Annotated in this window: 28 protein-coding genes; 17 read left to right on the forward strand and 11 right to left on the reverse strand. The window is 67.3% G+C overall.

What is annotated here, in order from left to right; all coding sequences use genetic code 11:
- Positions 1 to 44: 44 nt before the first annotated feature.
- From TX88_RS10595 to TX88_RS10605, 3 genes are all read right to left on the reverse strand, one after another.
- Complete coding sequence (locus TX88_RS10595; protein ID WP_044516624.1) at positions 45 to 1,040, reverse strand: malate dehydrogenase; 996 nt, start codon at positions 1,038 to 1,040, stop codon at positions 45 to 47.
- Positions 1,037 to 1,369, reverse strand: a complete 333-nt coding sequence (locus TX88_RS10600) for a hypothetical protein (protein ID WP_044516625.1) — start codon at positions 1,367 to 1,369, stop codon at positions 1,037 to 1,039. The genes TX88_RS10595 and TX88_RS10600 overlap by 4 nt, the downstream gene beginning before the upstream one ends.
- Before the next feature lie 92 nt (positions 1,370 to 1,461).
- Complete coding sequence (locus tag TX88_RS10605; protein ID WP_044516627.1) at positions 1,462 to 3,261, reverse strand: acetyl-CoA carboxylase biotin carboxylase subunit; 1,800 nt, start codon at positions 3,259 to 3,261, stop codon at positions 1,462 to 1,464.
- A gap of 216 nt (positions 3,262 to 3,477) precedes the next feature.
- Here TX88_RS10605 and TX88_RS10610 point away from each other — a divergent pair, with 216 nt between their 5' ends.
- A complete protein-coding gene (locus tag TX88_RS10610; RefSeq protein WP_162563116.1) occupies positions 3,478 to 4,176 on the forward strand; it encodes a DUF6199 family natural product biosynthesis protein in 699 nt (232 codons plus the stop codon).
- A gap of 6 nt (positions 4,177 to 4,182) precedes the next feature.
- Here TX88_RS10610 and TX88_RS10615 read toward each other — a convergent pair whose 3' ends face one another.
- A complete protein-coding gene (locus TX88_RS10615; protein WP_044516628.1) occupies positions 4,183 to 4,602 on the reverse strand; it encodes a SufE family protein in 420 nt (139 codons plus the stop codon).
- Positions 4,599 to 5,495: a sulfurtransferase gene (locus TX88_RS10620; protein ID WP_044516630.1), complete on the reverse strand. Its 897-nt coding sequence runs from the start codon at positions 5,493 to 5,495 to the stop codon at positions 4,599 to 4,601. Before TX88_RS10620 ends, TX88_RS10615 begins: the two co-directional genes overlap by 4 nt.
- A gap of 41 nt (positions 5,496 to 5,536) precedes the next feature.
- Here TX88_RS10620 and TX88_RS10625 point away from each other — a divergent pair, with 41 nt between their 5' ends.
- Positions 5,537 to 6,337, forward strand: coding sequence for a DUF6199 family natural product biosynthesis protein (locus tag TX88_RS10625; protein WP_162563117.1), 801 nt, complete (start codon positions 5,537 to 5,539; stop codon positions 6,335 to 6,337).
- Position 6,338: 1 nt separating this feature from the next.
- Here TX88_RS10625 and TX88_RS10630 read toward each other — a convergent pair whose 3' ends face one another.
- The 4 genes from TX88_RS10630 to TX88_RS10645 all read right to left on the reverse strand — a co-directional run bounded on the left by TX88_RS10630 (position 6,339) and on the right by TX88_RS10645 (position 9,338).
- Positions 6,339 to 6,566, reverse strand: a complete 228-nt coding sequence (locus TX88_RS10630; RefSeq protein WP_231395893.1) for a hypothetical protein — start codon at positions 6,564 to 6,566, stop codon at positions 6,339 to 6,341.
- Between the two features lie 215 nt (positions 6,567 to 6,781).
- Entirely contained in the window at positions 6,782 to 7,417 is a 636-nt protein-coding gene (locus TX88_RS10635; protein ID WP_044516634.1) for a Maf family protein, read from the reverse strand.
- A gap of 32 nt (positions 7,418 to 7,449) precedes the next feature.
- Positions 7,450 to 7,713 (reverse strand): acyl-CoA carboxylase subunit epsilon, encoded by a 264-nt coding sequence (locus TX88_RS10640; RefSeq protein WP_084621860.1) that lies wholly within the window; start codon positions 7,711 to 7,713, stop codon positions 7,450 to 7,452.
- Positions 7,710 to 9,338: an acyl-CoA carboxylase subunit beta gene (locus TX88_RS10645; protein WP_044516635.1), complete on the reverse strand. Its 1,629-nt coding sequence runs from the start codon at positions 9,336 to 9,338 to the stop codon at positions 7,710 to 7,712. The genes TX88_RS10640 and TX88_RS10645 overlap by 4 nt, the downstream gene beginning before the upstream one ends.
- Before the next feature lie 126 nt (positions 9,339 to 9,464).
- On the opposite strand from TX88_RS10645, the gene TX88_RS10650 reads away from it, so the two are divergent.
- The 12 genes from TX88_RS10650 to TX88_RS10705 all read left to right on the forward strand — a co-directional run bounded on the left by TX88_RS10650 (position 9,465) and on the right by TX88_RS10705 (position 20,521).
- Positions 9,465 to 10,607, forward strand: a complete 1,143-nt coding sequence (locus TX88_RS10650) for a PucR family transcriptional regulator (RefSeq protein ID WP_044516637.1) — start codon at positions 9,465 to 9,467, stop codon at positions 10,605 to 10,607.
- A gap of 154 nt (positions 10,608 to 10,761) precedes the next feature.
- Positions 10,762 to 11,325 carry a nuclear transport factor 2 family protein gene (locus tag TX88_RS10655; RefSeq protein WP_044519291.1) on the forward strand — a complete coding sequence of 188 codons (564 nt, stop codon included), beginning with the start codon at positions 10,762 to 10,764 and terminating at the stop codon, positions 11,323 to 11,325.
- Positions 11,318 to 12,985, forward strand: a complete 1,668-nt coding sequence (locus TX88_RS10660) for a steroid-22-oyl-CoA synthetase (protein WP_044516638.1) — start codon at positions 11,318 to 11,320, stop codon at positions 12,983 to 12,985. The genes TX88_RS10655 and TX88_RS10660 overlap by 8 nt, the downstream gene beginning before the upstream one ends.
- A 10-nt stretch (positions 12,986 to 12,995) precedes the next feature.
- Positions 12,996 to 14,540: an FAD-binding protein gene (locus TX88_RS10665; RefSeq protein WP_044516640.1), complete on the forward strand. Its 1,545-nt coding sequence runs from the start codon at positions 12,996 to 12,998 to the stop codon at positions 14,538 to 14,540.
- Positions 14,537 to 15,646, forward strand: a complete 1,110-nt coding sequence (locus TX88_RS10670) for a 3-ketosteroid-9-alpha-monooxygenase, oxygenase component (protein ID WP_044516641.1) — start codon at positions 14,537 to 14,539, stop codon at positions 15,644 to 15,646. The genes TX88_RS10665 and TX88_RS10670 overlap by 4 nt, the downstream gene beginning before the upstream one ends.
- Before the next feature lie 31 nt (positions 15,647 to 15,677).
- On the forward strand, positions 15,678 to 16,487 hold the full coding sequence (locus TX88_RS10675; RefSeq protein WP_044516643.1) for a biotin--[acetyl-CoA-carboxylase] ligase: 810 nt from the start codon (positions 15,678 to 15,680) through the stop codon (positions 16,485 to 16,487).
- Between the two features lie 9 nt (positions 16,488 to 16,496).
- On the forward strand, positions 16,497 to 17,015 hold the full coding sequence (locus TX88_RS10680; protein WP_044516644.1) for a PH domain-containing protein: 519 nt from the start codon (positions 16,497 to 16,499) through the stop codon (positions 17,013 to 17,015).
- An 83-nt stretch (positions 17,016 to 17,098) separates the two neighbouring features.
- On the forward strand, positions 17,099 to 17,848 hold the full coding sequence (locus TX88_RS10685; RefSeq protein WP_044516646.1) for a glycosyltransferase family 2 protein: 750 nt from the start codon (positions 17,099 to 17,101) through the stop codon (positions 17,846 to 17,848).
- Complete coding sequence (locus TX88_RS10690) at positions 17,845 to 18,798, forward strand: acyl-CoA dehydrogenase family protein (RefSeq protein ID WP_044516647.1); 954 nt, start codon at positions 17,845 to 17,847, stop codon at positions 18,796 to 18,798. Before TX88_RS10685 ends, TX88_RS10690 begins: the two co-directional genes overlap by 4 nt.
- Positions 18,795 to 19,574, forward strand: coding sequence for a PIG-L deacetylase family protein (locus tag TX88_RS10695; protein ID WP_044516648.1), 780 nt, complete (start codon positions 18,795 to 18,797; stop codon positions 19,572 to 19,574). Before TX88_RS10690 ends, TX88_RS10695 begins: the two co-directional genes overlap by 4 nt.
- Entirely contained in the window at positions 19,571 to 20,209 is a 639-nt protein-coding gene (locus TX88_RS10700) for an SAM-dependent methyltransferase (RefSeq protein ID WP_244438402.1), read from the forward strand. Before TX88_RS10695 ends, TX88_RS10700 begins: the two co-directional genes overlap by 4 nt.
- A gap of 138 nt (positions 20,210 to 20,347) precedes the next feature.
- Entirely contained in the window at positions 20,348 to 20,521 is a 174-nt protein-coding gene (locus tag TX88_RS10705) for a CsbD family protein (protein ID WP_044519293.1), read from the forward strand.
- Positions 20,522 to 20,541: 20 nt separating this feature from the next.
- On the opposite strand, the gene TX88_RS10710 is transcribed toward TX88_RS10705, so the two are convergent.
- The gene (locus TX88_RS10710; RefSeq protein ID WP_044516650.1) at positions 20,542 to 21,204 is read right to left on the reverse strand and encodes a GtrA family protein; all 663 of its coding nucleotides are present in this window, start codon (positions 21,202 to 21,204) and stop codon (positions 20,542 to 20,544) included.
- Between the two features lie 113 nt (positions 21,205 to 21,317).
- On the opposite strand from TX88_RS10710, the gene TX88_RS10715 reads away from it, so the two are divergent.
- Together TX88_RS10715 and purE are read left to right on the forward strand one after the other, a co-directional pair.
- Positions 21,318 to 22,526 (forward strand): 5-(carboxyamino)imidazole ribonucleotide synthase, encoded by a 1,209-nt coding sequence (locus TX88_RS10715; protein ID WP_084621862.1) that lies wholly within the window; start codon positions 21,318 to 21,320, stop codon positions 22,524 to 22,526.
- Positions 22,513 to 23,025, forward strand: coding sequence for a 5-(carboxyamino)imidazole ribonucleotide mutase (gene purE / locus TX88_RS10720; protein ID WP_044516652.1), 513 nt, complete (start codon positions 22,513 to 22,515; stop codon positions 23,023 to 23,025). Before TX88_RS10715 ends, purE begins: the two co-directional genes overlap by 14 nt.
- 14 nt (positions 23,026 to 23,039) lie before the next feature.
- On the opposite strand, the gene TX88_RS10725 is transcribed toward purE, so the two are convergent.
- A complete protein-coding gene (locus TX88_RS10725) occupies positions 23,040 to 23,696 on the reverse strand; it encodes a TetR/AcrR family transcriptional regulator (protein ID WP_049924893.1) in 657 nt (218 codons plus the stop codon).
- Between the two features lie 134 nt (positions 23,697 to 23,830).
- On the opposite strand from TX88_RS10725, the gene TX88_RS10730 reads away from it, so the two are divergent.
- Positions 23,831 to 25,000 (forward strand): acyl-CoA dehydrogenase, encoded by a 1,170-nt coding sequence (locus TX88_RS10730; protein ID WP_044516655.1) that lies wholly within the window; start codon positions 23,831 to 23,833, stop codon positions 24,998 to 25,000.
- Positions 25,001 to 25,077: the final 77 nt, after the last annotated feature.

Here is a 25,077-nt window from a genome sequence, read left to right on the forward strand (position 1 = left end):
CCTAGTTCCACACGATTCACGGTCGGTGAAAGCCGTCCCAGGGGCTACAACAGACCGAGCCGTTCGACCGCGTGGCGCTCGTCGAGCAGTTCGGCCACCGACGCGTCGATACGGGCCCGGGAGAACTCGTTGATCTCCAGGCCCTCCACGATCTCCCACGCGCCGTCGACCGCGCGCACCGGCAGCGAGGCGACCACCCCCTCGGGGACCCCGTAGACACCGGGGGACGGCAGTGCCACCGACGTCCAGTCATCGGGGTCGGTGCCATCCACCCAGTCCCGGACGTGGTCGATGGCGGCGTTGGCGGCCGACGCCGCCGACGAGGTGCCCCGCGCCTCGATGATCGCGGTACCGCGGGTGGCGACGGTCGGGATGAAGTCGTTGGTCAGCCAGTCGGTGTCTGAGGCGAACTCCGAGCCGGGCCGCCCGTCGACCACCGCGTGGAAGATGTCGGGGTACATGGTCGGGGAGTGGTTGCCCCACACGGTCACCCGGGACACGTCGGTGACGTGCACACCCGCGTGGGTGGCCAGGGCGGCGACGGCCCGGTTGTGGTCGAGCCGGGTCAGCGCGGTGAATCGCTCAGCCGGGATGTCAGGGGCGTGCGCGGAGGCCACCAGTGCATTGGTGTTCGCCGGATTGCCGACCACGACGATGCGCACGTCGTTGGCCGCGCCGGAGTTCAGGGCCTTGCCGGAGTCGGCGAAGATCGCGGCGTTCGCGGCCAACAGGTCCGCGCGCTCCATGCCTTTACTGCGCGGCCGGGCCCCGACCAGCAGCGCGACGTCGACACCGTCGAACGCCCGCACCGGGTCGTCGTGAATCTCGATGTCGACCAGCAGGTCGAAGGCGCTGTCGACCAGCTCCATGACGACGCCTTCGGCCGCACGCACCGCTGAGGGCAGTTCCAGCAGGCGCAGCTTCACCGGGACGTCACGTCCCAGCAGGGCACCCGCCCCGATGCGGAACAGCGCGGCATAGCCGATCTGGCCGGCCGCACCGGTCACCGTGACGACCTTGGGGTTCGCGGGCGTGCTCACGTGTGCACCTCCAGTCCGAGCACCTGCGTCGCATAGCGGCGCACGGTGTCCTCCGAGATGGCGGCGGCGTCCTCGAAGCCGGGGCGGCCCCGACTGCTCAGGAAACCGGTGACGGGATCGAGGACGACCTCGGCGAGCAGCTCACCGGTGGTCGGTTCGCACACCGCCCAGGTGTACCGGGTGTCATCGGCCCAGCCGTCCGTGGCGTCGTGAACGTAGTCCAGGTCGTCCTCGCCCAGGTCGGTGAGCGCTGGCCGGTCGTCGACACGGTCGTCGGCGCGCAGTCCACGCAGATACCACTGGCCGTTGTTGATCTCCACAGGTTCCACAGCACCAGCGTTCCATAGCCGCCCGCCTGAAACGCCGCGAGGCTGCAGCCACCGGGTGCGGTGACTACAGCCTCGCGGAAAAAGACCGGGCGTTACTTGATCTCGGCGATCACGGTGCCCTGGGTGATGGCGGCACCCGCCTCGACGGCCAGGCCGGTGATGACACCGTCCTTGTGGGCCGTCACCGGGTTCTCCATCTTCATGGCCTCCAGGACCACCACGAGGTCGCCTGCGGCGACTTCCTGGCCCTCTTCGACGGCCACCTTGACGACGGTGCCCTGCATGGGTGCGGTCACCGAGTCACCCGACGCCGCCGTGGCGCCGCCGCCACCGCGCTTGCGGGCCTTGGGCTTCTTGCGAAGGACACCGCTGGCACCAGCGCCGCCACCGCCACCGCCGAGCGCGAGGTCACCGGGCAGCGACACCTCGAGGCGACGCCCACCGACCTCGACGACCACGGTCTGGCGAGGAACGGTGTCCTCTTCCTCGATCGGGTCGCCACCGGTGAACGGCTCGACCGTGTTGTCCCACTCGGTCTCGATCCAGCGGGTGTGGACGTCGAACTTCTCGCCGTCGCCGATGAAGGCCGGGTCGGCGGTCACGGCGCGGTGGAACGGGATGACCGTTGCCAGGCCCTCGACGTTGAACTCGGCCAGGGCGCGCCGCGAGCGGGCCAGGGCCTCTTCACGGGTGGCACCGGTGACGATCAGCTTGGCCAGCATCGAGTCGAACTGACCGCCGATGACCGAACCGCTCTCCACACCGGAGTCCATCCGGACGCCCGGGCCCGTCGGGGCCTCGAACTTGGTGACCGGGCCGGGGGCGGGCAGGAAGCCGCGGCCGGCGTCCTCGCCGTTGATGCGGAACTCGAACGAGTGGCCGCGCGGCGTCGGGTCCTCGGTGATGTCCAGGGCCTCGCCGTTGGCGATCTTGAACTGCTGCAGTACGAGGTCGATGCCCGAGGTCTCCTCGGTGACCGGGTGTTCCACCTGCAGACGGGTGTTGACCTCCAGGAAGGAGATCAGGCCGTCCTGGCCGACCAGGTACTCAACGGTGCCGGCACCGTAGTAGCCGGCCTCCTTGCAGATGCGCTTGGCGGACTCGTGGATCTCCTTGCGCTGCGCGTCGGAGAGGAACGGCGCGGGCGCCTCCTCGACCAGCTTCTGGAAGCGGCGCTGCAGCGAGCAGTCGCGGGTGCCTGCGACAACGACGTTGCCGTGCGTATCGGCGATCACCTGCGCTTCGACGTGGCGCGGCTTGTCCAGGTAGCGCTCGACGAAGCACTCGCCGCGACCGAACGCGGCGACGGCCTCGCGCGTCGCCGAGTCGAACAGTTCCGGGATCTCCTCGATGGTGCGGGCCACCTTCATACCGCGACCGCCACCGCCGAAGGCGGCCTTGATCGCGATCGGAACGCCGTGTTCCTTGGCGAACGCCACGATCTCGTCGGCGTCCTTGACGGGCTCGGGCGTTCCGGGCACCAGCGGCGCCTGGGCGCGCGCGGCGATGTGGCGGGCGGTGACCTTGTCACCGAGATCGCGGATCGACTGCGGGCTCGGCCCGATCCAGATCAGCCCGGCATCCAGCACGGCCTGGGCGAAGTCGGCGTTCTCCGACAGGAAGCCGTAACCCGGGTGGATGGCGTTGGCGCCGGACTTCGCGGCGGCGTCCAGGATCTTCTCGAAGACCAGGTACGACTCGGCGGAGGTCTGTCCCCCCAGGGCAAAAGCTTCATCGGCGAGCCGCACGTGCGGTGCATCGGCGTCAGGTTCGGCATACACGGCCACGCTGGCAAGTCCAGCGTCTTTGGCGGCACGGATCACCCGGACCGCGATCTCCCCGCGATTGGCGACCAGCACCTTGGAGATCTTTGAGCTGGCGTGGTTGGCCACGGTGCCTCCTCGGCAGTTCTCTAAGAAACGTCTTTAAGAATCTATCGCGGGCAGTTTATGCGCCGCACCTTGAGGCTTCCCAATCCGGTATCGGTTACCGGTGAGTAGGTTTTGGCGGAAATCTGTCGATGAACCCATCGGTCCTGTTGACGCACGAAATTGCCGTCTGAACCGACACGCCGACGCTATTACTGTTGGCCCGTGGGTGCGGGGATTTTGGTCATCGTCGTGGGCGTGTTGGTGGGCGGGGTCATGGCAGCCTCACCGAGGCGCATCTGGTGGGCCACCCAGTCCTGGAAGTTCAGCAATCCGGAGGCCAACGAGCCGAGCGACGCGGCCTATGGGATGACCCGGGCCGGCGGGGTTTTCGTGATCCTGCTGGCGCTGTTTGTGGGCGCTTCGGTCATCCACAGTGACTTCCAACGGAAGAACCGCCGCGAAGCGAAGGAGCAGCGGCAGGCGGCTGAGGCCGCCTTTGTCGTCCCTGCGCCGGAGAAGCGCGGACAGCTGCCGGTGATCGGCTATTTCGTCGAGGAGTTCCCCGCAGGGCTCGCGGTAACCGTGTATTACGTGGCGCCGGGAGATGCGGTGCACGACTACATCCGCAGGATGTCGGACAGGTTCAGCTATCCGTGCTACACCTCGGCCGACGTGGTCAAGGCCGATGGCGATCGAATGGCCGTGCGCCCTGAACTCACTTGGGCACCTGAACAACTCGGCGATTTGAAGCAGAACGACCAATGCCACACTGGTATCGGTCGCAACATTCACAAGGTGTCGCTGAACGGTGCTGCGGCAAGCACCACGGTCGTCACCGACTCGGCCATCGTCGATCGCAACGGCAGCGAGATCCTGCCCGCGGCGCCGGGCAACGTCGTCCCCAAACTCAGCGAGGGACTCCGGACAGACCCGTGAGAGCGCTCAGGCTCCGCGCAGGCGGCGTTTGATGCGGGTCAGCATCGCCGACATCCCGCGCAGCCGCAGCGGGCTGATCAGGGCGGCCAGGCCCAGCGCGGTGTAGAAGTCGTCGGGCACCGCCAGGATGTCATCGGCGGACTGGCCGTCGAGGCCGGTGGCCAGGATCGCGGCGAACCCGCGCGTCGTCGGCGCCTCCGGGGGAGCGCTGAAGTACAGCCGCACTTTGCCCCGATCGGACGCGTCGACATCCAGGAACAACGGAGACTGGCACTCCGGAACGGGTTCCATGGCCGCCTCTTCGAGATGAGTCGGCAAGGGCGGCAGCTCGTTGGCAAACTCCAACAGCAGCTGCAACTTGTCCTGGCCGGTCACCTCCTGGAAGTCGGAGACCACCTCTGCCAAAGCGGCCGGCATCGAACTCATGAGGCGCTCGGGGCGTCACCTGGGTCCGGGCCGACGGCGACCGGCACGCGCACGGCGTTGCCCCATTCGGTCCACGAGCCGTCGTAGTTGCGCACACCGGGCAAGCCGAGCAGGTGAGTCAGCACGAACCAGGTGTGGCTGGAGCGCTCACCGATCCGGCAGTACACCACCGTCTCGTCGTCGGGGCTGAGGAAGCCGTAGAGCTCCTCGAGCTCGGCGCGGCTGCGGAACTGACCGCTGTCCCTGGCGGCCTTGGCCCACGGGATCGACTTCGCGGTGGGGATGTGCCCGCCGCGCAGCGCGCCCTCTTCCGGGTAGTCGGGCATGTGGGTGCGTTCGCCCGTGTACTCCTGGGGCGAGCGGACGTCGATCAGCGGCTGCTTGCCGAGGATGTCGAGCACGTCGTTCCGGTAGGCGCGGATCGGGGCGTCGTTGCGCTCCACGACCGGGTAGCCGCTGGACTGCCGGGTGGGCACCTCAAGGGTGGTGTCGCGGCCGTGGGAGACCCACAGGTCGCGGCCGCCGTCGAGCAGGCGCACATCGGGGTGACCGAACAGGGTGAACACCCACAGCGCGTAGGCCGCCCACCAGTTGCTCTTGTCGCCGTAGATGACGACGGTGTCGTCGCGGCTGATGCCCTTGCGGTCCATCAGCTCGGCAAACTGCTCACCGTTGATGTAGTCACGCACGTTGGGGTCGTTGAGGTCGAGATGCCAGTCGATCTTGACGGCGCCCGGGATGTGGCCGGTGTCGTAGAGCAAGACATCCTCGTCGGACTCGACGATGGCCAAACCGGGCCGGCCCAGATTGCTGGCCAGCCAGTCGGCGGTGACCAGGCGCTCCGGATGGGCGTACTCGGCAAGAGTGGGGCTGGGATCAGCAGGCAGCGGCACACCAAGAGCGTACCGTCGGTCCGGATAACCGCGGCGTGGCAGTGCCCACGACCGGCGCAGATTGCCGCATCGGGGGCCCGGCGTGCGGTCTTAGGCTGTTTGCCGTGGCGCTTGCGATCCTCTGCCTGGTGATCGGCATACCGCTGGGCCTGTTCATGCTGCTGCGGCCCAGGAAGATCTGGTGGGCCACCGAATCGTGGAAGTACGAGAACCCCGAAGCCAACGAACCCAGTGAGGCCGCGTACGGAATGCAGGCTCTCGGCGGCTTGTTCGTCATCGTCGCGGCGGTGATTCTTGCCGGGCTCGCGTGGTCGACGGAGCGTGACAAGGTGGCCGCCGAAGCCGAGCAGCAGAAGAAGGACGATTGGGACAAGGCCGTCGCGGCGTATCAGCCGCCGCCGCCCGAGAGTCGCGGCCCGCTACCGATCATCGGCTATGTGGAGAAGCCGCAAGGGCGGTCGCCCGGGGTGGACTACGAGGTGTTCTATCTGAAACCGCCGAACATCTTTACGGGCGATATCAAGAGCCTCGGCACACCCAAGGGCTGGTACCAGTGCGTCACCCGCGTCACGAGATATGCGCCGCGTGGTGTGAATCCGGTTCCCGTGCACGCAAATCTGAGCTGGGAACCCGATGTGCCGCAAGTCGACAGTGCCGCATCCGACGCGTGTACCACTCGCGATATCGCGCGGTCGAACGAGATCAAGTCGCAAACCGTCTATGTCGATGCCGGGGCGGGGCTGGTCACCGACTCGCCGATCGTCGACGCGGACGGGACGGTGCTCGTGCCTGGCAAGCCCGGCAATGTGATTCCGAAGCTCGACGCGGCGCCACGGCGGTGAGTTACGCGGTGAAAGCGACCTCGTAGGCCACGGCGAAGCGGCGGACGCCGTTGTTGGCGCGGAAGAGTGAGCCGCCGTTCTGTGACCAGGTCACCACGCGCAGCAGCCGCTTGCCCGGAGACAGGCGCTTGGAGATGATGTCGGCGAATGCGGCGCGCAGCCGCTCCAGGTCGCATGTCTCGAAGTCGCGTGCCACGCGAACATCCCACATTGTTTCTTCGACTGGCATCGGCCCAGTGTCAACCCGTGGTTGAGACTATTCGGGACGTCAGCGCGGCGCGCCGCCATTCAAAAGGTTGCAATTTGGTCACTCTGGAGTCCGGGCCACCGCTGGTCAATCCGTGACGACGTGTGCCAGATGCTGTGACGAACGTGTAGCTTTTCGCGCCGAGTCCGCGAAATTTCAACGGGGACCGGCACACTCGTCGCAGTGCGCCGATTCGGTCACTCCGGCCGGCTTGCCCACAGATCCGCGATGGAAAGACCTGCGGTCGCAAGCATCCTGCGCAGCAGCGGCAGGCTCAACCCGATCACATTGGACGGATCGCCGTCGATGCCTTCGATGAACCAGCCACCCAACCCGTCGAGCGTGAAACCGCCTGCGACACCGAGTGGTTCGCCGCTTTCGAGATACGCCTCCAGGTCCGTGTCGGTCGGTGAGCCGAAATGCACTGCGGTGATGCCGGTGTCAGCGATGCGATATGCGACGGCCCCGTCACGGACGACGAGCACCGCGTGGCCCGAATACAGCTGAGCCGTCCGGCCCGACATCGACTGCCATTGCCGGCGCGCGGTATCGACATCACCGGGCTTGCCACACAGCTGCCCGTCGAGAAACAGCATCGAGTCGCAGCCGATGACGACACAGTCCCCGGCGACGGCCGCGGGCAGGTGGGTGAACACCTCGTCGGCCTTGGCGGCGGCCAGTGCGCTCACCACCTGCTCGGGCGGGGCATCGGCCAACGACGCGATGACGGCGTCCTCGTCGACACCGGACACCACCACCAACGGATCGAGGCCGGCCTGACGAAGAACGCCAAGCCGGCCTGTCGATGCCGAACCCAGAACAACCCGGGTCATTTAGTGCTGTTTCTTCTTCGCGCGAGCGCTCATCAGCGCCGCATGTGGGTGCGCTCCCACAGCGTGATGCGCTGCCAGCTGAAGATCGAGTAGCGCAGCTTGTCCACCGGATGCCCCCACAGGTTGCGGTCGCGCACCACGGGGCCCTCAGCGCCGCCACCGGCGGTGCCGAGGACGGCCATCAGTGCGGCCATCTCCGCGTCGGTGGGCTGACCGCGCAGCACCTTGATATGTGCCTGGTGGTCGGCCTTGACGTCTTCGGTTGCAGTCTCGTCGGCCACACTCGCCTCGCTCACAGTGGAATGTTCCCGTGCTTCTTCGGCGGCATCTGGATGATCTTGCGCTCCAGCAGTCGCAGGGCGTTGGCCACGTAGCCACGGGTGTGCGACGGGGGGATGACCGCGTCGACGTATCCGCGCTCGGCGGCGATGTAGGGGTTGACCAGAGTGTCCTCGTAGGTCTGCTGCAGCTCCAGACGCAGCGCATCGACGTCCTCGCCGTTCTTGGCTGCGTCGCGCAGTTCGGAGCGGTACACGAAGCCGACCGCGCCCGAGGCGCCCATCACGGCGATCTGAGCCGTCGGCCAGGCCACCACGACATCGGCGCCCATGTCCTTGGAGCCCATCACGCAGTACGCGCCGCCGTAGGACTTACGGGTGATGACGGTGACCTTGGCGACGGTGGCCTCACCGTAGGCGTAGAGCAGCTTGGCGCCGCGCCGGATGATGCCGTTGTACTCCTGGTCGGTGCCGGGCAGGAAGCCCGGGACGTCGACCAGCAGGACGATCGGGATGTTGAAGCAGTCGCAGGTCCGGATGAACCGGGCGGCCTTCTCCGAGGCGTTGATGTCGAGGCAGCCCGCGAACTGGGTGGGCTGGTTGGCCACGATGCCCACCGGGCGGCCGTCGACCCGGCCGAAGCCGACCACGATGTTGCCGGCGTAACCGGCCTGCACCTCGAGGAACTCGTCGTCATCGAGGATGCGGGTGATGACCTCGTGCATGTCGTACGGCTGATTCGGCGAATCCGGGATCAGCGTGTCGAGCTCGATGTCCTCGTCGGTCAGGGTCTCCTCGATCGAGCCCTGCGCCGGGGCCACCGGGTAGTGCGGCGGCTCGGCGTAGTTGTTCGGGGGCAGGTAGCTCAGCAGGTCGCGGACGTACTCGAAGGCGTCCTGCTCGCCGGAGGCGACGTAGTGCGCGGTGCCGGACTTGGCCATGTGGGTGTGGGCGCCGCCCAGCTCCTCCATGGTGACGTCCTCGCCGGTGACGGTCTTGATGACGTCCGGGCCGGTGATGAACATCTGGCTGGTCTGGTCGACCATGACGATGAAGTCGGTCAGCGCGGGGGAGTAGACGTGGCCACCGGCCGCGGCACCCATGATCAACGAGATCTGCGGGATGACACCCGAGGCCTTGATGTTGTTGTGGAAGATCCGGCTGTACAGGCCGAGGGAGACCACGCCCTCCTGGATGCGGGCGCCGGCGCCGTCGTTGATGCCGATCAGCGGGCGGCCGGTCTTGATGGCCAGCTCCTGGACCTTGACGATCTTCTCGCCGTAGACCTCACCGAGGCTGCCGCCGAACACCGTGGCGTCCTGGCTGAAGATGCAGACGTCGCGGCCGTCGATGGTGCCGTAGCCGGTGATCACACCGTCGCCCAGCGGCCGGTTGTTCTCCAGGCCGAAGTTGGTGCTGCGGTGCTTGGCCAGCGCGTCGAGTTCGACGAACGACCCCTCGTCGAGCAGGGCAAGGATGCGCTCGCGGGCGGTCAGCTTGCCCTTGGCGTGCACCTTGTCCACGGCGGCTTCGCCGACGGGATGCAGCGTCTCCTCGGCCCGCCTCTTGAGGTCAGCCAGCTTGCCTGCAGTGGTGTGGATGTCCACCTGGTGCTCGGCGGACGGCTCGGTAACGCTCGTCATGGGTCCCGATGTTATCGGTAACCCTAAGACTGGTCTAAGAGAGGTGGGCGTGGCGCGCGTCACTCCGGTGGGGGCAGTGTGCTGTGGCCTGACGCCGGGGTGGGCTCTGGGCCTACGCTCTCGATCATGACCTCGGCGCCGGTTCTGCTCTCTGAACTGGGCAGCGATCCCGCATCGGTGCTTCGGCTCGTCGCGCAGTTCGACGCGCTGGAGGAGCAAGAGGCCAACGCTGATGCGGCGGTACGGTTTGCCGCGCTGATCGCCGGGTGCCCGGTGGGTGTTCGTTGGCCGGGCGGCACCGTCGTCCGTTACGACGCGTCCGGACGCCTCGATCCGATCGACGACGGCGCCTCGCCGGCATCCGATCGCCACGAGACCGTCGTCTGGGTGGAACGTGACGGATCCGGGCATCCCTTGGACGAGGTGCTCCTCGACCGTCTGCGACGACTGGTAGGTCACCTCGCTGCGCGGACCGGTGTGAGCGGGACTCCGCACCTGGGTGATCCCGCGCTGCTCGAGGTGGTGCTGTCGGCCAAAGAACATCGCGAAGACCGGGCCCGGGCGATTCGGCTCCTGGGCCTCGACGAGACCAGGCCGACGTGCGTGCTGGCGGCCTCGGGACATTCGCCGCGGGAGACCCTGCGCCTCATCACCGATGAACTGGCCGCGCTGACGGTGCGGTCGGCGGTGATCGGCAACGCGACCGCCATCGTCTGTCAGGGATCGTTCGACATGCGGGAGCTCTCGGACCGCCTGGAGCGCCTCGTCGTCGAACAGTTTCCGGCGGTGGTGAACACCGGCACGGCGTCGGGTCCGTGGATCGGAATCGGATCGGTGGGCAACGCATTCAGCGCGTCGACCTCATGGCACGAAGCCGTACGCGCACTGCGGTTCGCGTCATCGACCGGATTCGGCAGGCGCGTGGTGGCCTACGAGCGGTTGAGCTCGCTGGAGCTGCTGGCCGACCTCCCGATCGACCGGGTGCGACGCAATCGAGATGTGGCCCGTATCAACGAGATTGCGTCAACGCCCGCCGGGGATCTCGATGTGCGGACCACCGAGGCGTTCTTCGTCTATGGCTCGCTGCGGCGGACGGCCGCCGAACTGCACGTGCACCACAGCACGGTCGCGGCCCGGTTGGCTCGGGTACAGGCCGCGATGGGGTGGGATTTCGAGGATCCGGTGGACCGCTTCCTGGGCACGCTGGTGCTCATGGTGCGGCGCATCGCGATGTCGTCGGCCGAACTGGCCGATGCGGACCTGCTCTAGGCGCGGAAATCGGGAGCTCGACCGTCCGACAACTGTCGGATGAATTGGCGGAATCGACCGACGTATGGCGGGTGACGGGCATCACGTGATTGGCCAGGATTGCGGTGCAGCCCACAACAGCCCACTGCAAGCTGACCGACACAAGGAGGCCGCCATGGCCATCATCGACCCGACCAAGACCTGGGTCCCCGTGGAAGAACGTCTCGCCGTCACCACCAACGAGCGGCACCGGCAGGTGCTCGGCGTCGTCCTCGAGCACATGAAGGCCGAGGCTGAGCCCGATATGGACCGGCTCATGGCGACTCTGAGCCCCAACCCGGACTATCACTTCTGGTACGCCAACGCCGACATGGGCCCCAAGACCACCGAGGGTGTGCGCGCCTATTACGAGGCATTCGTGGCCAGCGGCGCCAACCACCTCGTTTTCGAGATCGATCGCCTTGCCGTCGACGATGATCTGGTGATGACCGAAGGCTGGATGAAGATGATCTATCCGGGCGCAGCCGCGCAGGCGATCGGCGTCGAGGTCGACGACCCGGACGGCGATTACCTGCTGCTGTTCCGTCAGCTCATCAACTGGCCGATCGACGCCGACGGCCTGATCGTCGGTGAGGACGCCTACCAGACCGGCCCGGTCAGCGTGACCCGGCTGAGCCAGGAAGACCTGCCGCAGGCCTACATCGACCAGAAGCGCGCCGCCGCCGAGGCTCATGCCTGACGCAGTGCGCGACTCGGTCGCCCAGATGCTGCTCGACCGCGTCGGCGATCAGCATCTCGGCCTGCGCACCCGCGAGCGGGACTGGACCTGGGACGAGGTGGTCGCAGAGTCCGCCGCACGCGGAGCGCTGGCCCAGTCGCTACGCGCTGACGGCCCCTTCCATATCGGCGTGCTCCTCGACAACGTGCCGGACTTCGTGTTCTGGCTGGGCGGTGCCGCCCTCGCCGGGGCGACGATCGTGGGGATCAACCCGACCCGCGGCGCCGCTGAGATGGCGGCCGAAATCCGCCATGCCGATTGCCAATTGATCGTCACCGATATCGCCGGTGCCCAGCGTCTGCAAGGCCTGGACCTCGGCCTGCCACCCGATCGGTTCCTCGTTGTCGACGACCCGGCCTATCAAGACGCGATTTGTGCACGAAAGTCCGCGGTAAGCGCGGAAAACCGTGCACAAATCGCGGCTGAGTCTCTGCTGTTGCTGCTGTTCACGTCGGGGACGACGGGTGCGTCCAAGGCGGTCAAGTGCAGCCAGGGCAGGCTGGCCCGGATCGCCTACGCGGCCGCGGAGAAGTTCGGCCACGTGCGCGAGGACGTGGAGTACTGCTGCATGCCGCTGTTCCACGGCAACGCGATCATGGCGTTGTGGGCGCCTGCGCTGTCGGTCGGCGCGACCGTGTGCCTGACACCCGCGTTCTCGGCGTCCGGATTCCTGCCGGACGTACGGTATTTCGGCGCGACGTTCTTCACCTACGTGGGCAAGGCGCTCGGCTACCTGATGGCCACTGCGGAACAACCCGACGACGCCGAGAACTCATTGGTCCGCGGCTTCGGCACCGAGGCCTCGCCTGACGACCAGAACGAGTTCCGCCGCCGCTTCGGTGCCGAACTGTTCGAGGGCTACGGCTCGAGCGAAGGCGGCGGGGCAGTGGTCCTGGCCCCCGACATGCCACCGGGCGCACTGGGCCGCCCCGCCCATCAGGGAGTGGCGATCATCGACCCCGAATCGCTGAACGACTGTGTGCCGGCGGTTTTCGATGAGCACGGCCGCGTTCTCAACCCCGACGACGCCGTGGGCGAGATCGTCGACAAGTTCGGCACCCGCACGTTCGAGGGCTACTACAACAACGACGAGGCCAACGCCGAACGTATCCGCAACGGCTGGTATTGGACCGGCGATCTCGGCTACCTCGACGAGGCGGGGTTCATCTACTTCGCCGGCCGCCGCGGGGACTGGATCCGGGTGGACGGTGAGAACACCTCGGCGCTGAACATCGAGCGGGTCCTGCGCCGCCACCCGGAAGTGGTGGCAGCCGGTGCGTACGCGGTCCCCGATCCGCGTTCGGGCGATCAGGTGATGGCCGCGATCGAGGTGGCCGATCCCGACGGCTTCGACGCCGCTGCCTTCGTGTCCTACCTGGCCGGCCAGGATGACCTGGGCACCAAGGGAATTCCACGGTTCCTGCGGGTTTCGAAGAACCTGCCGGTCACCGGGTCCAACAAGGTACTCAAACGCGAACTTCAGCAGGATCGCTGGCACACCGACGAGGTGGTGTACCGGTGGGCGGGACGCGGTGAGCCGGTGTACCGGGCCATGGACGACGATGACAAAAGGTCGCTGGACGACGAGTTCGCGCAGTACGGGAGGCAGCGTTACCTATGAGGCGGGCCGCATGAAGTGGACAGACGAATGTGACGTCCTGGTCGCCGGGTCCGGCGGCGGTGGCGTGGCCGGCGCCTACACGGCGGCCCGCGAAGGGCTGTCGGTGATCCTGGTGGAGGCCAGCGACAAATTCGGCGGCACCACAGCGTATTCCGGGGGCGGCGGGGTGTGGTTCCCGTGCAACCCGGTGCTCAAGCGGGCAGGCACCGACGACACCATCGAGGATGCGCTGGAGTACTACCACGCCGTCGTCGGTGACCGCACCCCGCGGGAACTGCAGGACACCTACGTCCGCGGCGGCGCCGGGCTGATCGAGTATCTCGAAGCCGACGACAATCTGAAGTTCGCGCCGATGCCGTGGCCCGACTATTTCGGCAAGGCACCCAAGGCGCGCACCGACGGTCAACGCCACATCGCGGCCCGGCCGCTCAAGGTGGAGAAAGCCCCGCACCTGCGCGAGCTGGTGCGGGGCCCGCTCGACGCCGACCGGCTCGGTGCCGAACAGCCCGACGACTACTTCATCGGCGGCCGGGCGCTGATCGCCCGGTTCCTCAAAGCCATCGAGCAGTACCCGAATGCCTCGGTGCGGCGTAACACCCCGCTGGTGGAGTTGGTCGTCGAGGACGGCGTCGTGACGGGTGCGATCGTCGAATCCGACGGTGAGCGCCAAGCCATCCGGGCCCGGCGCGGCGTGCTGCTCGCCGCCGGCGGCTTCGAGGGCAACGACGAACTGCGCCGCGAGTACGGCGTGCCGGGTGTCGCCCGCGACACCATGGGGCCGCCGGCCAACCTGGGCCGCGCGCATCAGGCGGCGATGGCCGTCGGCGCCGACGTCGACCTGATGGAGCAGGCCTGGTGGTCGCCGGGCCTGACGCACCCCGACGGGCGCTCCGCGTTCGCGCTGTGGTTCACCGGCGGCATCTTCGTCGACCAGAACGGGCAGCGGTTCGTCAACGAGTCGGCGGCCTATGACCGCATCGGCCGGGCGATCCTGCCCCGGCTGGCCGACGGTTCGATGACGTTGCCGTACTGGATGATCTACGACGACCGGGAGGGGGAGGTCCCTCCCGTCAAGGCCACCAACGTCTCGATGGTCGACACGCAGCGCTACGTCGATGCCGGGTTGTGGCACACCGCCGACACCCTGGAGGAACTGGCCGCCAAGATCGGCGTCCCGGCCGAGAACCTGACCGCCACCGTGGCCCGCTTCAACGGTTTCGTCGCCGCCGGATCGGACGAGGATTTCGGTCGCGGTGACGAGGCCTACGACCGTGCCTTCTCCGGTGGGGCGTCCCCACTCGTCGCGATCGAGAAGGGTCCCTTCCATGCCGCCGCGTTCGGCATCTCCGACCTGGGCACCAAGGGTGGGTTGCGTACCGATACCGCGGCCCGGGTACTCGGCGTCGACGGACAGGTGATCGCCGGTCTGTATGCGGCGGGCAACACCATGGCCGCCCCCAGCGGCACCGCGTATCCGGGCGGCGGAAATCCGATCGGAACCAGCATGCTGTTCAGCCACCTGGCGGTCAAAGACATGTTAGGACGAGATGTATGAGTGACATCCGGGAAATCGACGCCGGCGCGGAGATGACGCGGTTCGCCCGCGGCTGGCACTGCGTCGGGCTCGCTGAGACGTTCCGCGACGGGCAACCGCACGGCATCGAGGCTTTCGGTACGAAGCTCGTCGTCTATTCCGACTCGGCCGGCGAACTGCACGTGCTCGATTCGTACTGCAGGCACATGGGCGGCGACCTGTCGATGGGGTCGGTCAAGGACGACAACCTGGCGTGTCCGTTCCACGACTGGCGCTGGGGGAGCGACGGAAAGTGCAAGCTGGTGCCCTATGCCAAGCGCACTCCGCGGCTCGCGCGTACCCGCAAGTGGCCCACCACCGAGGTCAACGGTCAGCTGCTGGTCTGGCATGACCCGGAAGGCTCCGCGCCGGCCGCCGAGCTGACCCCGCCCACGATCGAGGGCTACGACGAGGGCATCTGGTCACCGTGGCAATGGAATTCGATCCTGATCGAAGGGTCGCACTGCCGCGAGATCGTCGACAACAACGTCGACATGGCGCACTTCTTCTACATCCACCACGCCTACCCGACGTACTTCAAGAACGTCATCGAAGGCCACACGGCGAGCCAGTTCATGGAGTCCAAGCCGCGTCCGGACTATGCCACCAGAGAACTCTGGGACGGTACCTACCTGCGTTCGGAGGCAACGTATTTCGGCCCGGCCTACATGATCAACTGGCTGCACAACGATCTCGCCCCGAATTTCACCGTGGAGATCGCGCTGATCAACTGCCACTACCCGGTGACGCACAACTCGTTCGTGCTGCAGTGGGGAGTCGCGGTCCAGCAGAATCCCGCGCTGTCGGCGGACAAGGCCGAGAAGCTCGCCGCGACCATGAGCCGGACCTTCGGCGACGGCTTCATGGAGGACGTCGAGATCTGGAAGCACAAGGCCAGGATCGACAATCCGTTGCTGACCGAGGAGGACGGTCCCGTCTATCACCATCGCCGGTGGTACGAGCAGTTCTACGTCGACGTCGCCGATGTCACACCGGACATGACCGATCGCTTCGAGCAGGAGGTCGACACCAAGCACGCCAACGAGCTGTGGCATGAGGAGGTCGCGGCCAACCTGGCCAATCGGTAGCTGATTACCGGTGCGAATAAGCTGACGGCCCATGGATGACCGCCAGCCGAACCGCCCGCCGCTCGATGCCGCCGCCCTGCGGGAATCGTTGAGCGCGCCGTGGCATCAACTCGACGTCGTCGACGAGACCGGATCGACCAACGCCGATCTGATCGCGCGGGCGGCGGACGGTGAGGAGATCGCCGGCTCGGTGTTGTTGGCCGAGTACCAGAACGCCGGGCGCGGCAGGCATGGCAGGCAGTGGTCGGCCCCGCCACGGTCACAGTTGGCACTGTCGGTCGGAGTCGACGCGTCAGGGGTTCCCGCGGATACCTGGGGGTGGCTGCCGCTGGCGACCGGCGTCGCCGTCGTCGACGCCGTCGCCGAGGTCACGGGCGTACGCGTCGGCCTGAAATGGCCTAACGATGTGCTGGTCGGCCCGGGCGGCGGGAAGCTGGCCGGAATCCTCGCCGAGGTGGCGTCGCCCGCGCCGGTCGTCGTCGTCGGGCTCGGCTTGAACGTGACGATGACCACCGACGAGGCGCCCGACCCACGGGCCACCTCACTGACGCAGCTCGGCGCCGGAACGGTGGACCGCAATCCGCTGGCTCAGGCGCTGCTCCGGCATCTGGCCGCCCGGTTCGCCGGCTGGCGCAATGGCGATCCGGGGCTGGCCGCCGATTACCGCGCTCGCAGCGTCACCATCGGCAGCCGGGTCCGCGCGATCCTGCCCGGCGACAACGAGTTGGTCGGCACGGCCGTCGACGTCGACGAACTCGGGCGGCTGATCATCGACACCGGTGCCGAGCGGGCCACGGTTTCTGCAGGCGACATCACGCACCTGCGCCCCGATGCGCCGTAGAGTGCTGCCGTGGGGTACCCGGAGAATGTGCTGGCAAACGACGAGCAGGTGGTGCTGCACCGGCATCCGCACTGGAAACGTCTGATCGGTGCGGTCCTGATCCTGGTCCTGGCCACCGCGGCGTCGGCGTTCGTCGCCGCCGTGGTCAACACCATGGACTGGCAGGCCACCGCCAAGAACGTGCTGTTCATCGTGATCGGGGCGATCTGGCTCATCGTGGTCGGCTGGCTCACCGTCTGGCCGTTCCTGAACTGGTGGACCACACACTTCGTCATCACCGACCGGCGGGTGATGTTCCGGCACGGGGTGCTGACCCGCTCGGGCATCGACATCCCGCTGGCGCGGATCAACAGTGTCGAATTCCGCCACGGGCTGACCGACCGGCTGTTGCGCACCGGCACCTTGATCATCGAATCGGCGTCGCAGGATCCCCTTGAATTCCACGACATTCCGCGCGTGGAACAGGTGCATTCACTGCTGTATCACGAAGTCTTCGACACACTGGGGTCCGAAGAGTCGCCGAGCTGACGCGCCGTCGCGTGGCGGTTCCGCCGACGTAGGGGTGTCACGGGGCGGGTGTGAAACCCGGTGAAAATGGCTACCTATCAGGCATGACCGCACGGGTGAACCCATCGGCGACCTCCTTCGATCAGGCGATCGTCGTCATACCGGCCCACAACGAAGTGACTCTTCTGCCCCGCTGCCTGCGCGCGGTGACCACGGCGGCGGCCTGTTGCCCGATGCCGGTTCTGACCGTCGTCGTCCTGGATTCCTGTGACGACCGCAGCGCCGAGCTGGCGGGCGAGTTCGGTCACGACGTCCACTTCGTCAGCGTGGAGGAGGGCAACGTCGGTGCGAGCCGGGCCGCCGGATTCGCCTATGCACGCTCGCTGTGCAACCACGTCGACGACTCCCGCGCCTGGTACGCCACCACCGACGCCGACAGCCAGGTGGACCCGGACTGGCTGCTGCGGCAGACCGCGTCGGCTGCCGCCATGGTGCTGGGCGTGGTGCGGGTGGCCGACTGGCGGCGTCACCCCGTCGCGCTGGTTCGGCGGTACACGCGTTCCTACGAGTCGAGTGCGCGGGACCCCAAGGGCCACAACCACATCCATGGCGCCAACATGGGTTTTCGTGCCGACGCATACTGGGCCCTCGGGGGCTTCCGCCCCCTGGCCACCGGGGAGGACGTCGAACTGGTCGAAAGGTTCGAGAACGCCGGCTACCGGATAGAACGGGACTCGACGCTGTCGGTGACCACGTCAGCGCGCCGGAACGGCCGGGCGCCCGGCGGCTTCGCGAGCTACCTCCGTGATATGTCGCGGTCGGTATTTCGTTCGGCCGAAAAGGATCCCGCATGACGGCCGGTCTGGTTCGGAGCTGGCTGGAGTCGGGCCGGTTGGACCTGCCGCTGCCGGGTTCCGGTGCGACGGTGCGGCGTTGGCAACGGCTTGCGGAGCTGGCGGAGATCGATGTTGTCGCCGGGCGACTCGCGGAGGCGCACGTGGATGCCGTCGCGATCCTCGACGAGCTGGGTGCCAAACCTCCTGCGCCAGGCGAGCTGTGGGCGGTGTGGGCCGCCGAAGATCCGGACGCGGTACTCAATGCGCACACCACCGGCGACAGTGAAACAGAAGCGGTCAGGCTGTCGGGCACCAAAGCGTGGTGCTCGGGGGCGGGCTTCTGTACACACGCGTTGGTGACGGCCCGCCTCGGCGACGGCCAACGCGCGCTGTACGCGGTGGAGACGAGCAGCAGAGGGGTGCGCCCGTTGCCCAGCACCTGGAGGAATCCGGGCATGGCGGCCAGCGATACCCGTTCGGTCCAATTCAGCGGCGCGGCCGCGGTGCCGGTCGGTAGTCCCGGTGACTATCTGGATCGCCCCGGGTTCTGGCACGGTGCGATCGGCGTCGCGGCGTGTTGGGTCGGTGCTGCCCGCGCGGTCGCCGGGCCCCTGTACGACCGCGCTGCCCGAGGCGCAGCTGATGCCCACGTGCTGGCTCACCTCGGGGCTGTCGACGCCGCGATCGCGGCGGCCGACGCGATGCTGGCCGCGGCGGCCGAGGCGATCGACGCTGACCCTTTCGACCGGTCCGGGTCCGCCCAGTTGCTGGCCCGGCGAACCCGTGCCGTCGCCGAGACCGCTGTCGATACGGCGATCACCCGGACCGGTCGCGCACTCGGGCCCGCGCCGCTGTGCCAGGATGCCCAACACGCACGTCGCGTCGCGGATCTGACGATCTACGTGCGGCAGAGCCACGCCGAGCGTGACCTCGCCGCGCTGGGAAAGCTGGCAGGGGAGCGCCGATGACAGCCGCAGAGCACGCTGAACTGTGCGGCAACGAAGCGCGGTTCGGGGCACGGCCACTGACCTGTGGGGGCACTCCAGGGCATGCCTGGACGACCTGGAGCCGTTCCTTCGGTGAGCTGGACCTCGCGGCATGCCCCGCGCTGGTGGTGGTCGCGCCGCATCCCGACGACGAGACCCTTGGCTTCGGGGCGACCATGGCGCTGTTGGCGGAGCGGGGTATCGATGTCCGGGTGGTGTCTGTCAGTGACGGCGGTGCCGCCCAGGAGGTTCACACCCCGCTCGAACGTATTCGACTAGAACGCATCAGAAACGCCGAGTTGAGAAAGGCCGCAAGGATTCTCGGTGTGGGGGAGCCGATCAGCCTCGGATTGCCCGACGGCGAACTCGCCGGCCACCAAGACGCGCTTGCCGATCTGCTGACCGGGATCCTCGAGGCGTGCCCACCGGGCACCTGGTGTGTGACGACATGGCGCGGCGACGGGCACCCCGATCACGAAGCGGTTGGGCGAGCCGCTGCCACCGCTGTGCACCGTACCGCGGCGATTCTGTTGGAGTACCCGGTCTGGATGTGGCACTGGGCTACCCCCGGAGACCCCGCAGTGCCCTGGGACCGGGCACTCATGGTGCCGTTGACGGCTTCCGCCGTGGGACGCAAACAAGCTGCCGCGCAATGCTTCCGCAGCCAGTTCCTCCCGCCGGCGCTGGGTACAGGCCCCGTGCTGCCGCCGTTCGTGTTGCCTCGGCTGCTCGCGGTCGGGGAGATGGTGTTCCGGTGACGGAGCGCCTGCCCGACTCGTACTTCGACCGCATGTACGCGAACTCGGCCGACCCGTGGCGACTGGCCACCCGTTGGTACGAGCAACGCAAGTACGCGATCACGCTGTCGATGCTGCCGCAGCGGCGTTATCGGCATGCCTTCGAGCCGGGTTGCTCGATCGGCACACTCACGGCGTTGCTCGCCGAGCGCTGCGATCACGTCACCGCGATGGATGTGGCGGGCGCCGCCCTGGACATCGCCGACGCGCGGCTGCGTGCCGACAGTGGCCGCGATGAGCTGCGGGATCGTGTCACCCTGTCGCGTGGCTCTCTCGACGATCCCTGGCCGCCAGGACCTTTCGACCTGCTGGTGCTCTCCGAAGTGGCGTATTACCTGGGGGAGGGGTTGCTGGCCGCGCTGCTCCGCCGCGAGTGTCCGCGGTTGACCCGCGGCGCGACCGTGATCGCGGCACACTGGCGCCACGAGGTGGCCGACTATCCGCTCAGCGGTGACGAGGCCAACAGGGTCATCGCGGCGACGCCGGGGCTCAATTCGGTCGGCTGCTACCGCGACCGCGATGTTGTCATCGAGGTTTTCGACACCCGTGACGCAGCATCCGTTGCCGCGCGCGATGGCGTTCCGGGTGCCGGCTGACCGAGGCTCCCACGGACGGTTAGACATCGTCGGGATGGGTATCCGATGGCTGGCAGCGTGGCGAACATCGTTCCCACGCCGAGTCATTCCCAGGTCGCGAACCCGCGGCATGGCAACACCCGGATCGGGAGGAAGCGCATGAGCGCCGTCGACAAGGCCAAGAACAAGGTCGAAGAGTTGGCTGGGAAGGCCAAGGAAAAGGTCGGGGAGGCAACCGGAGACAAGGACACCCAGGCCGAGGGCCAGACGGATCAGGCCAAGGGAAACCTCAAGCAGGCCGGCGAGAAGGTGAAGGACGCCTTCAAGGACTGACGGGGGTCACCCCTGCGGTGTCACGAAGTCTTCGACACCCTGGGGCCCGAAGAGTCGCCGAGCTGACGCGCCTTCGCGCGTCGGCTCGGCCGTCGTAGCGGGGTCACGTTGGCGGACTTGTGTTCGGCATGGTCCTCGAACGCCTCGGCGAAGCCACCGCCAGTGAGTGTGGATTCCAGCGCCAGGTCGGGCTTGTCGACGAACTCGTCGGGGAACACCCAGCGGCGGAACGCCCAGAACCGGAACGCCATCTGCAGCAGGTTGCCCACGATGTAGGCCGAGATGAAGTCGGCGATGTTCTCGACTGTGAGCGAGACCTCGGGAACCCGAAGGCCGAGGACGTAGCTGGAGAAGTACAGCGGCAGCATCGACAGCAGCACGCCCACGCCACTGAACGCGAAGAACAGCAGGGCCTCGTGGTGGCGCTCGCGTCCGCCGCGGTTCTGGAAGCTCCACTCCCGATTGAGAATGTAGGACGCGATGACCGCGACGACGCCGGCGATGATCTTGGCGGTCACCGGCTTGGGTTCAAGAACCGTGAGCTTGAGGGTGAAGAAGATCGCCGAATCGATGACAAACGTCGTCGCGCCGACGATCGCGAACTTGATCAGCTCGTGATGCCGCTCGGCGTAAGGACGGACGAATCGCGGCAATCGAGCGATTGTCGCATCGGCGAAGGACACAGGTAGGCAGTGTACGTAAATGCGCCGTTCGATGCCGAATCGTTGTGAAGCCCGACCTTAACCGCAGGTCAATGCGCCGGTCACGGCGAGGACATGAATCCGCTCATGACACCATGGAGGGCGTGCCGACAACTCCCAAGAATCCGCCTGTCGTGGTGATGATCGGTGGCGGCCAGCTCGCGAGGATGACCCACCAGGCGGCCATCGCGCTCGGACAGACCCTGCGGGTGCTGTCCGCCGGGCCGGACGAATCCGCCGCGCAGGTCACTCCCGACGTCGTCATCGGCTCCCACACCGACCTGGACGCGCTGCGCCGGGCGGCGGACGGGGCAACGGCGTTGACGTTCGACCACGAGCACGTGCCCACCGAACACCTGGAGACGCTCGTGGCCGAAGGGGTCACGGTCAACCCGCCGCCGCAGGCGCTGGTGCATGCCCAGGACAAGCTGCTGATGCGCCGCAAGCTGCACAGCCTGGGTGCTCCGGTGCCGCGCTTCGCCGAGATCACCTCGGTCGCCGACGTCGAGGAATTCGTGCGGCAGATCGACGGCCCCGTGGTGATCAAGACCGTGCGTGGTGGCTACGACGGCAAGGGCGTGGTGATGGCCGACGACCTCGACTCCGCACGCGAGGTGGTGGCCGGCTACCTGGCCGACGGGGTGGCGGTGATGGCCGAGGAGCGCGTCGCGATGCGCCGGGAGCTCGCCGCGCTGGTGGCCCGCTCGCCGTTCGGGCAGGGCGCGGCGTGGCCGGTGGTGGAAACCGTGCAGCGCGACGGTATCTGCGTCGAGGTGTACGCCCCGGCGCCCGGACTGTCCGACGAACTCGGCTCGGCCGCACAGGAACTCGGCCTGCGGCTCGCCAACGAGCTGGGCGTGGTCGGGGTGCTCGCGGTCGAGCTGTTCGAGACGGTCGACGGCAAGCTGCTGGTCAACGAGCTGGCCATGCGTCCGCACAACTCCGGGCACTGGACCATGGACGGCGCGGTCACCAGCCAGTTCGAGCAGCATCTGCGGGCGGTCCTGGACTACCCGCTCGGCGACACCTCGGCCATCGCGCCTGCTGCCGTGATGGCCAACGTGCTCGGGGCGCCGCAGACGCCGACGATGTCGATGGACGAGAGGATGCACCACCTCTTCGCGCGGATCCCCGACGCGAAGGTGCACCTGTACGGCAAGGGTGAACGGCCCGGACGCAAGCTCGGGCACGTCAACATCATCGGCACGAACATGGACGAACTTCGCGAGCGTGCGGTGCGGGCAGCGCACTGGTTGTCACACGGCGAGTGGACCGACGGATGGGATGAGCATGCCGGGAACTAGTGCCAGGGTCGGCCTGATCATGGGCAGCGACAGCGACTGGTCGGTGATGTCCGACGCGGCCACCGCGCTCGCCGAGTTCGAGGTGCCGTTCGAGGTCGGTGTGGTCTCCGCGCACCGCACCCCGCAGCGCATGCTCGACTACGCCAAGACCGCGGCGGACCGGGGTATCGAGGTGATCATCGCCGGAGCGGGAGGCGCCGCACATCTGCCCGGCATGGTGGCGTCGGCCACGCCGCTTCCGGTGATCGGAGTTCCGGTGCCACTGGCCCGGCTAGATGGCATGGACTCCTTGCTGTCCATCGTGCAGATGCCCGCCGGGGTGCCGGTGGCCACGGTTTCCATTGGTGGAGCACGTAATGCGGGCCTGCTGGCTGTGCGGATCCTCGGTTCGTCCGATACCGCGCTGCGGGACCGGATGGTGAGATTCCAGGCAGACCTGGAAACCATGGTGTTGAAGAAGGATGCGGCGTTGCGCGATCGCCTGTTGGGTGACGGCTGAATCGGACGGCTGACTCAGTCGCCGATCAGCTCGCGAATGCGGGGGGTCAGCGACTCGATCGGTTCGTCAGTCGACATCACCACAACCGCGGTGCGGCCACTGCCGCCCCGGTAGATCGGCCACGTCGCGGCAAGAGCCTCGGCCAGGTCCGCGCGTGGGTTGGCCACGTCGCCGCGCAGCCACCGGCGCAGAACGTGGTTGTGTGCCACGACCACGGCGTTGGCGAATAGTTCGGCGCGCAGGTCCGCCGTCCGATCCTCGGTCGGCGCGGTCCGCAGGTGTTTGGTGAACAGCCGGACGTACCGCGACACCACGGCTGTTTCGAAGTCGCGCAGGGCAGGTACCGAGCGGGTGAGCCGATACCGCGTCCGCGCACGCTCACCCTCGGCGAGGTAGTTCTCGAATACCGAGGTTGTGGCCACCGCGATGACCTCGGCGGGCAGCGTTTCGGCCGGCACCGCCGACAACCTCTCGTCGGCGCGGCGCAACAACGCCTCGTGATCGGGAAAGATCAACGCCTCTTTCGATCCGAACTGGCGAAACGCGGTGGTGCGTCCAACCCCAGCCCGCGCCGCGATGTCATCGACGCTGGTCACCTCGTAGCCGCGTTCTTCGAACAGTTCGAATGCCGCGCTCACCAGACGCTCACGAGTACTTGGCAGGTCGGGCATGATGCACCTTCCGTGGGACTGAGTGCCGATGCTATGGTACTGAGTACCAAAAGTAGCAGGGCGATGTACTCGATGTGCAGTCCGCGCAACGATTGATCCAAGAGAGCCGAGAGCTGAAAGCTAGGGAGAAGATCATGGCTGGCTGGGGCGGTAACCCATCTTTCGATTTGTTTCAGTTGCCTGAGGAGCACCAGGAGCTTCGGGCGGCGATCCGGGCGCTGGCGGAGAAGGAAATCGCCCCGCACGCTGCCGACGTCGACGAGAACGCCCGGTTCCCGGAGGAAGCCCTGCAGGCGCTGAACGCCTCGGGCTTCAACGCGGTGCACGTCCCCGAGGAGTACGGCGGCCAGGGTGCCGACTCGGTCGCGGCCTGCATCGTGATCGAGGAAGTGGCCCGGGTGGACTGCTCGGCCTCGCTGATCCCCGCGGTCAACAAGCTGGGCACGATGGGCCTGATCCTGCGCGGCTCCGACGAGCTGAAGAAGCAGGTGCTGCCGTCGCTGGCCTCCGGTGAGGCGATGGCCTCCTACGCGCTGTCCGAGCGCGAGGCCGGCTCGGACGCTGCGGGCATGCGTACCCGCGCCAAGGCCGACGGCGATGACTGGATCCTCAACGGCACCAAGTGCTGGATCACCAACGGCGGCAAGTCGACCTGGTACACCGTGATGGCGGTGACCGATCCGGACAAGGGCGCCAACGGTATTTCGGCGTTCGTCGTGCACAAGGACGACGAGGGCTTCAGCGTGGGCCCCAAGGAACGCAAGCTCGGCATCAAGGGCAGCCCGACCACCGAGCTGTACTTCGAGAACTGCCGCATCCCGGGCGACCGGATCATCGGTGAGCCCGGCACCGGTTTCAAGACCGCGTTGGCCACCCTGGACCACACCCGCCCGACGATCGGTGCGCAGGCGGTCGGTGTCGCCCAGGGCGCGCTGGACGCGGCGATCGCCTACACCAAGGACCGCAAGCAGTTCGGTACCGCCATCGCCGATTTCCAGGCCGTGCAGTTCATGCTGGCCGACATGGCGATGAAGCTGGAAGCTGCGCGCCTGATGGTCTACCACGCCGCGGCGCGCGCCGAGCGTGGCGAGACCAACCTCGGGTTCATCTCGGCGGCGAGCAAGTGCTTCGCTTCCGATGTGGCCATGGAGGTCACCACCGATGCGGTGCAGCTGTTCGGCGGGGCGGGCTACACCGTGGACTTCCCGGTCGAGCGGATGATGCGTGACGCCAAGATCACCCAGATCTACGAGGGCACCAACCAGATTCAGCGCGTGGTCATGAGCCGCGCCCTGCTCAAGTAGTTCCTCGAGTCCACGTGAATGTGCCCGGTCTCCTCGGAGACCGGGCACATCTGCGTTCTGCGTGTCGCGCGCTAGCT

The sequence above is a fragment of the Mycolicibacterium septicum DSM 44393 genome (assembly GCF_000455325.1).
In the GTDB taxonomy this organism is placed as follows: domain Bacteria; phylum Actinomycetota; class Actinomycetes; order Mycobacteriales; family Mycobacteriaceae; genus Mycobacterium; species Mycobacterium septicum.

Coding starts and splice junctions, on each gene's coding strand:
- TX88_RS10615 (WP_044516628.1), bottom strand. CDS start 4,602: ATGAGTTCGATGCCGGCCGCTTTGGCAGAGGTGGTCTCCGACTTCCAG.
- TX88_RS10630 (WP_231395893.1), bottom strand. CDS start 6,566: ATGCCAGTCGAAGAAACAATGTGGGATGTTCGCGTGGCACGCGACTTC.
- TX88_RS10635 (WP_044516634.1), bottom strand. CDS start 7,417: ATGACCCGGGTTGTTCTGGGTTCGGCATCGACAGGCCGGCTTGGCGTT.
- TX88_RS10645 (WP_044516635.1), bottom strand. CDS start 9,338: ATGACGAGCGTTACCGAGCCGTCCGCCGAGCACCAGGTGGACATCCAC.
- TX88_RS10650 (WP_044516637.1), top strand. CDS start 9,465: ATGACCTCGGCGCCGGTTCTGCTCTCTGAACTGGGCAGCGATCCCGCA.
- TX88_RS10655 (WP_044519291.1), top strand. CDS start 10,762: ATGGCCATCATCGACCCGACCAAGACCTGGGTCCCCGTGGAAGAACGT.
- TX88_RS10660 (WP_044516638.1), top strand. CDS start 11,318: ATGCCTGACGCAGTGCGCGACTCGGTCGCCCAGATGCTGCTCGACCGC.
- TX88_RS10665 (WP_044516640.1), top strand. CDS start 12,996: ATGAAGTGGACAGACGAATGTGACGTCCTGGTCGCCGGGTCCGGCGGC.
- TX88_RS10670 (WP_044516641.1), top strand. CDS start 14,537: ATGAGTGACATCCGGGAAATCGACGCCGGCGCGGAGATGACGCGGTTC.
- TX88_RS10675 (WP_044516643.1), top strand. CDS start 15,678: ATGGATGACCGCCAGCCGAACCGCCCGCCGCTCGATGCCGCCGCCCTG.
- TX88_RS10685 (WP_044516646.1), top strand. CDS start 17,099: ATGACCGCACGGGTGAACCCATCGGCGACCTCCTTCGATCAGGCGATC.
- TX88_RS10690 (WP_044516647.1), top strand. CDS start 17,845: ATGACGGCCGGTCTGGTTCGGAGCTGGCTGGAGTCGGGCCGGTTGGAC.
- TX88_RS10695 (WP_044516648.1), top strand. CDS start 18,795: ATGACAGCCGCAGAGCACGCTGAACTGTGCGGCAACGAAGCGCGGTTC.
- TX88_RS10705 (WP_044519293.1), top strand. CDS start 20,348: ATGAGCGCCGTCGACAAGGCCAAGAACAAGGTCGAAGAGTTGGCTGGG.
- TX88_RS10715 (WP_084621862.1), top strand. CDS start 21,318: ATGGAGGGCGTGCCGACAACTCCCAAGAATCCGCCTGTCGTGGTGATG.
- purE (WP_044516652.1), top strand. CDS start 22,513: ATGCCGGGAACTAGTGCCAGGGTCGGCCTGATCATGGGCAGCGACAGC.
- TX88_RS10725 (WP_049924893.1), bottom strand. CDS start 23,696: ATGCCCGACCTGCCAAGTACTCGTGAGCGTCTGGTGAGCGCGGCATTC.
- TX88_RS10730 (WP_044516655.1), top strand. CDS start 23,831: ATGGCTGGCTGGGGCGGTAACCCATCTTTCGATTTGTTTCAGTTGCCT.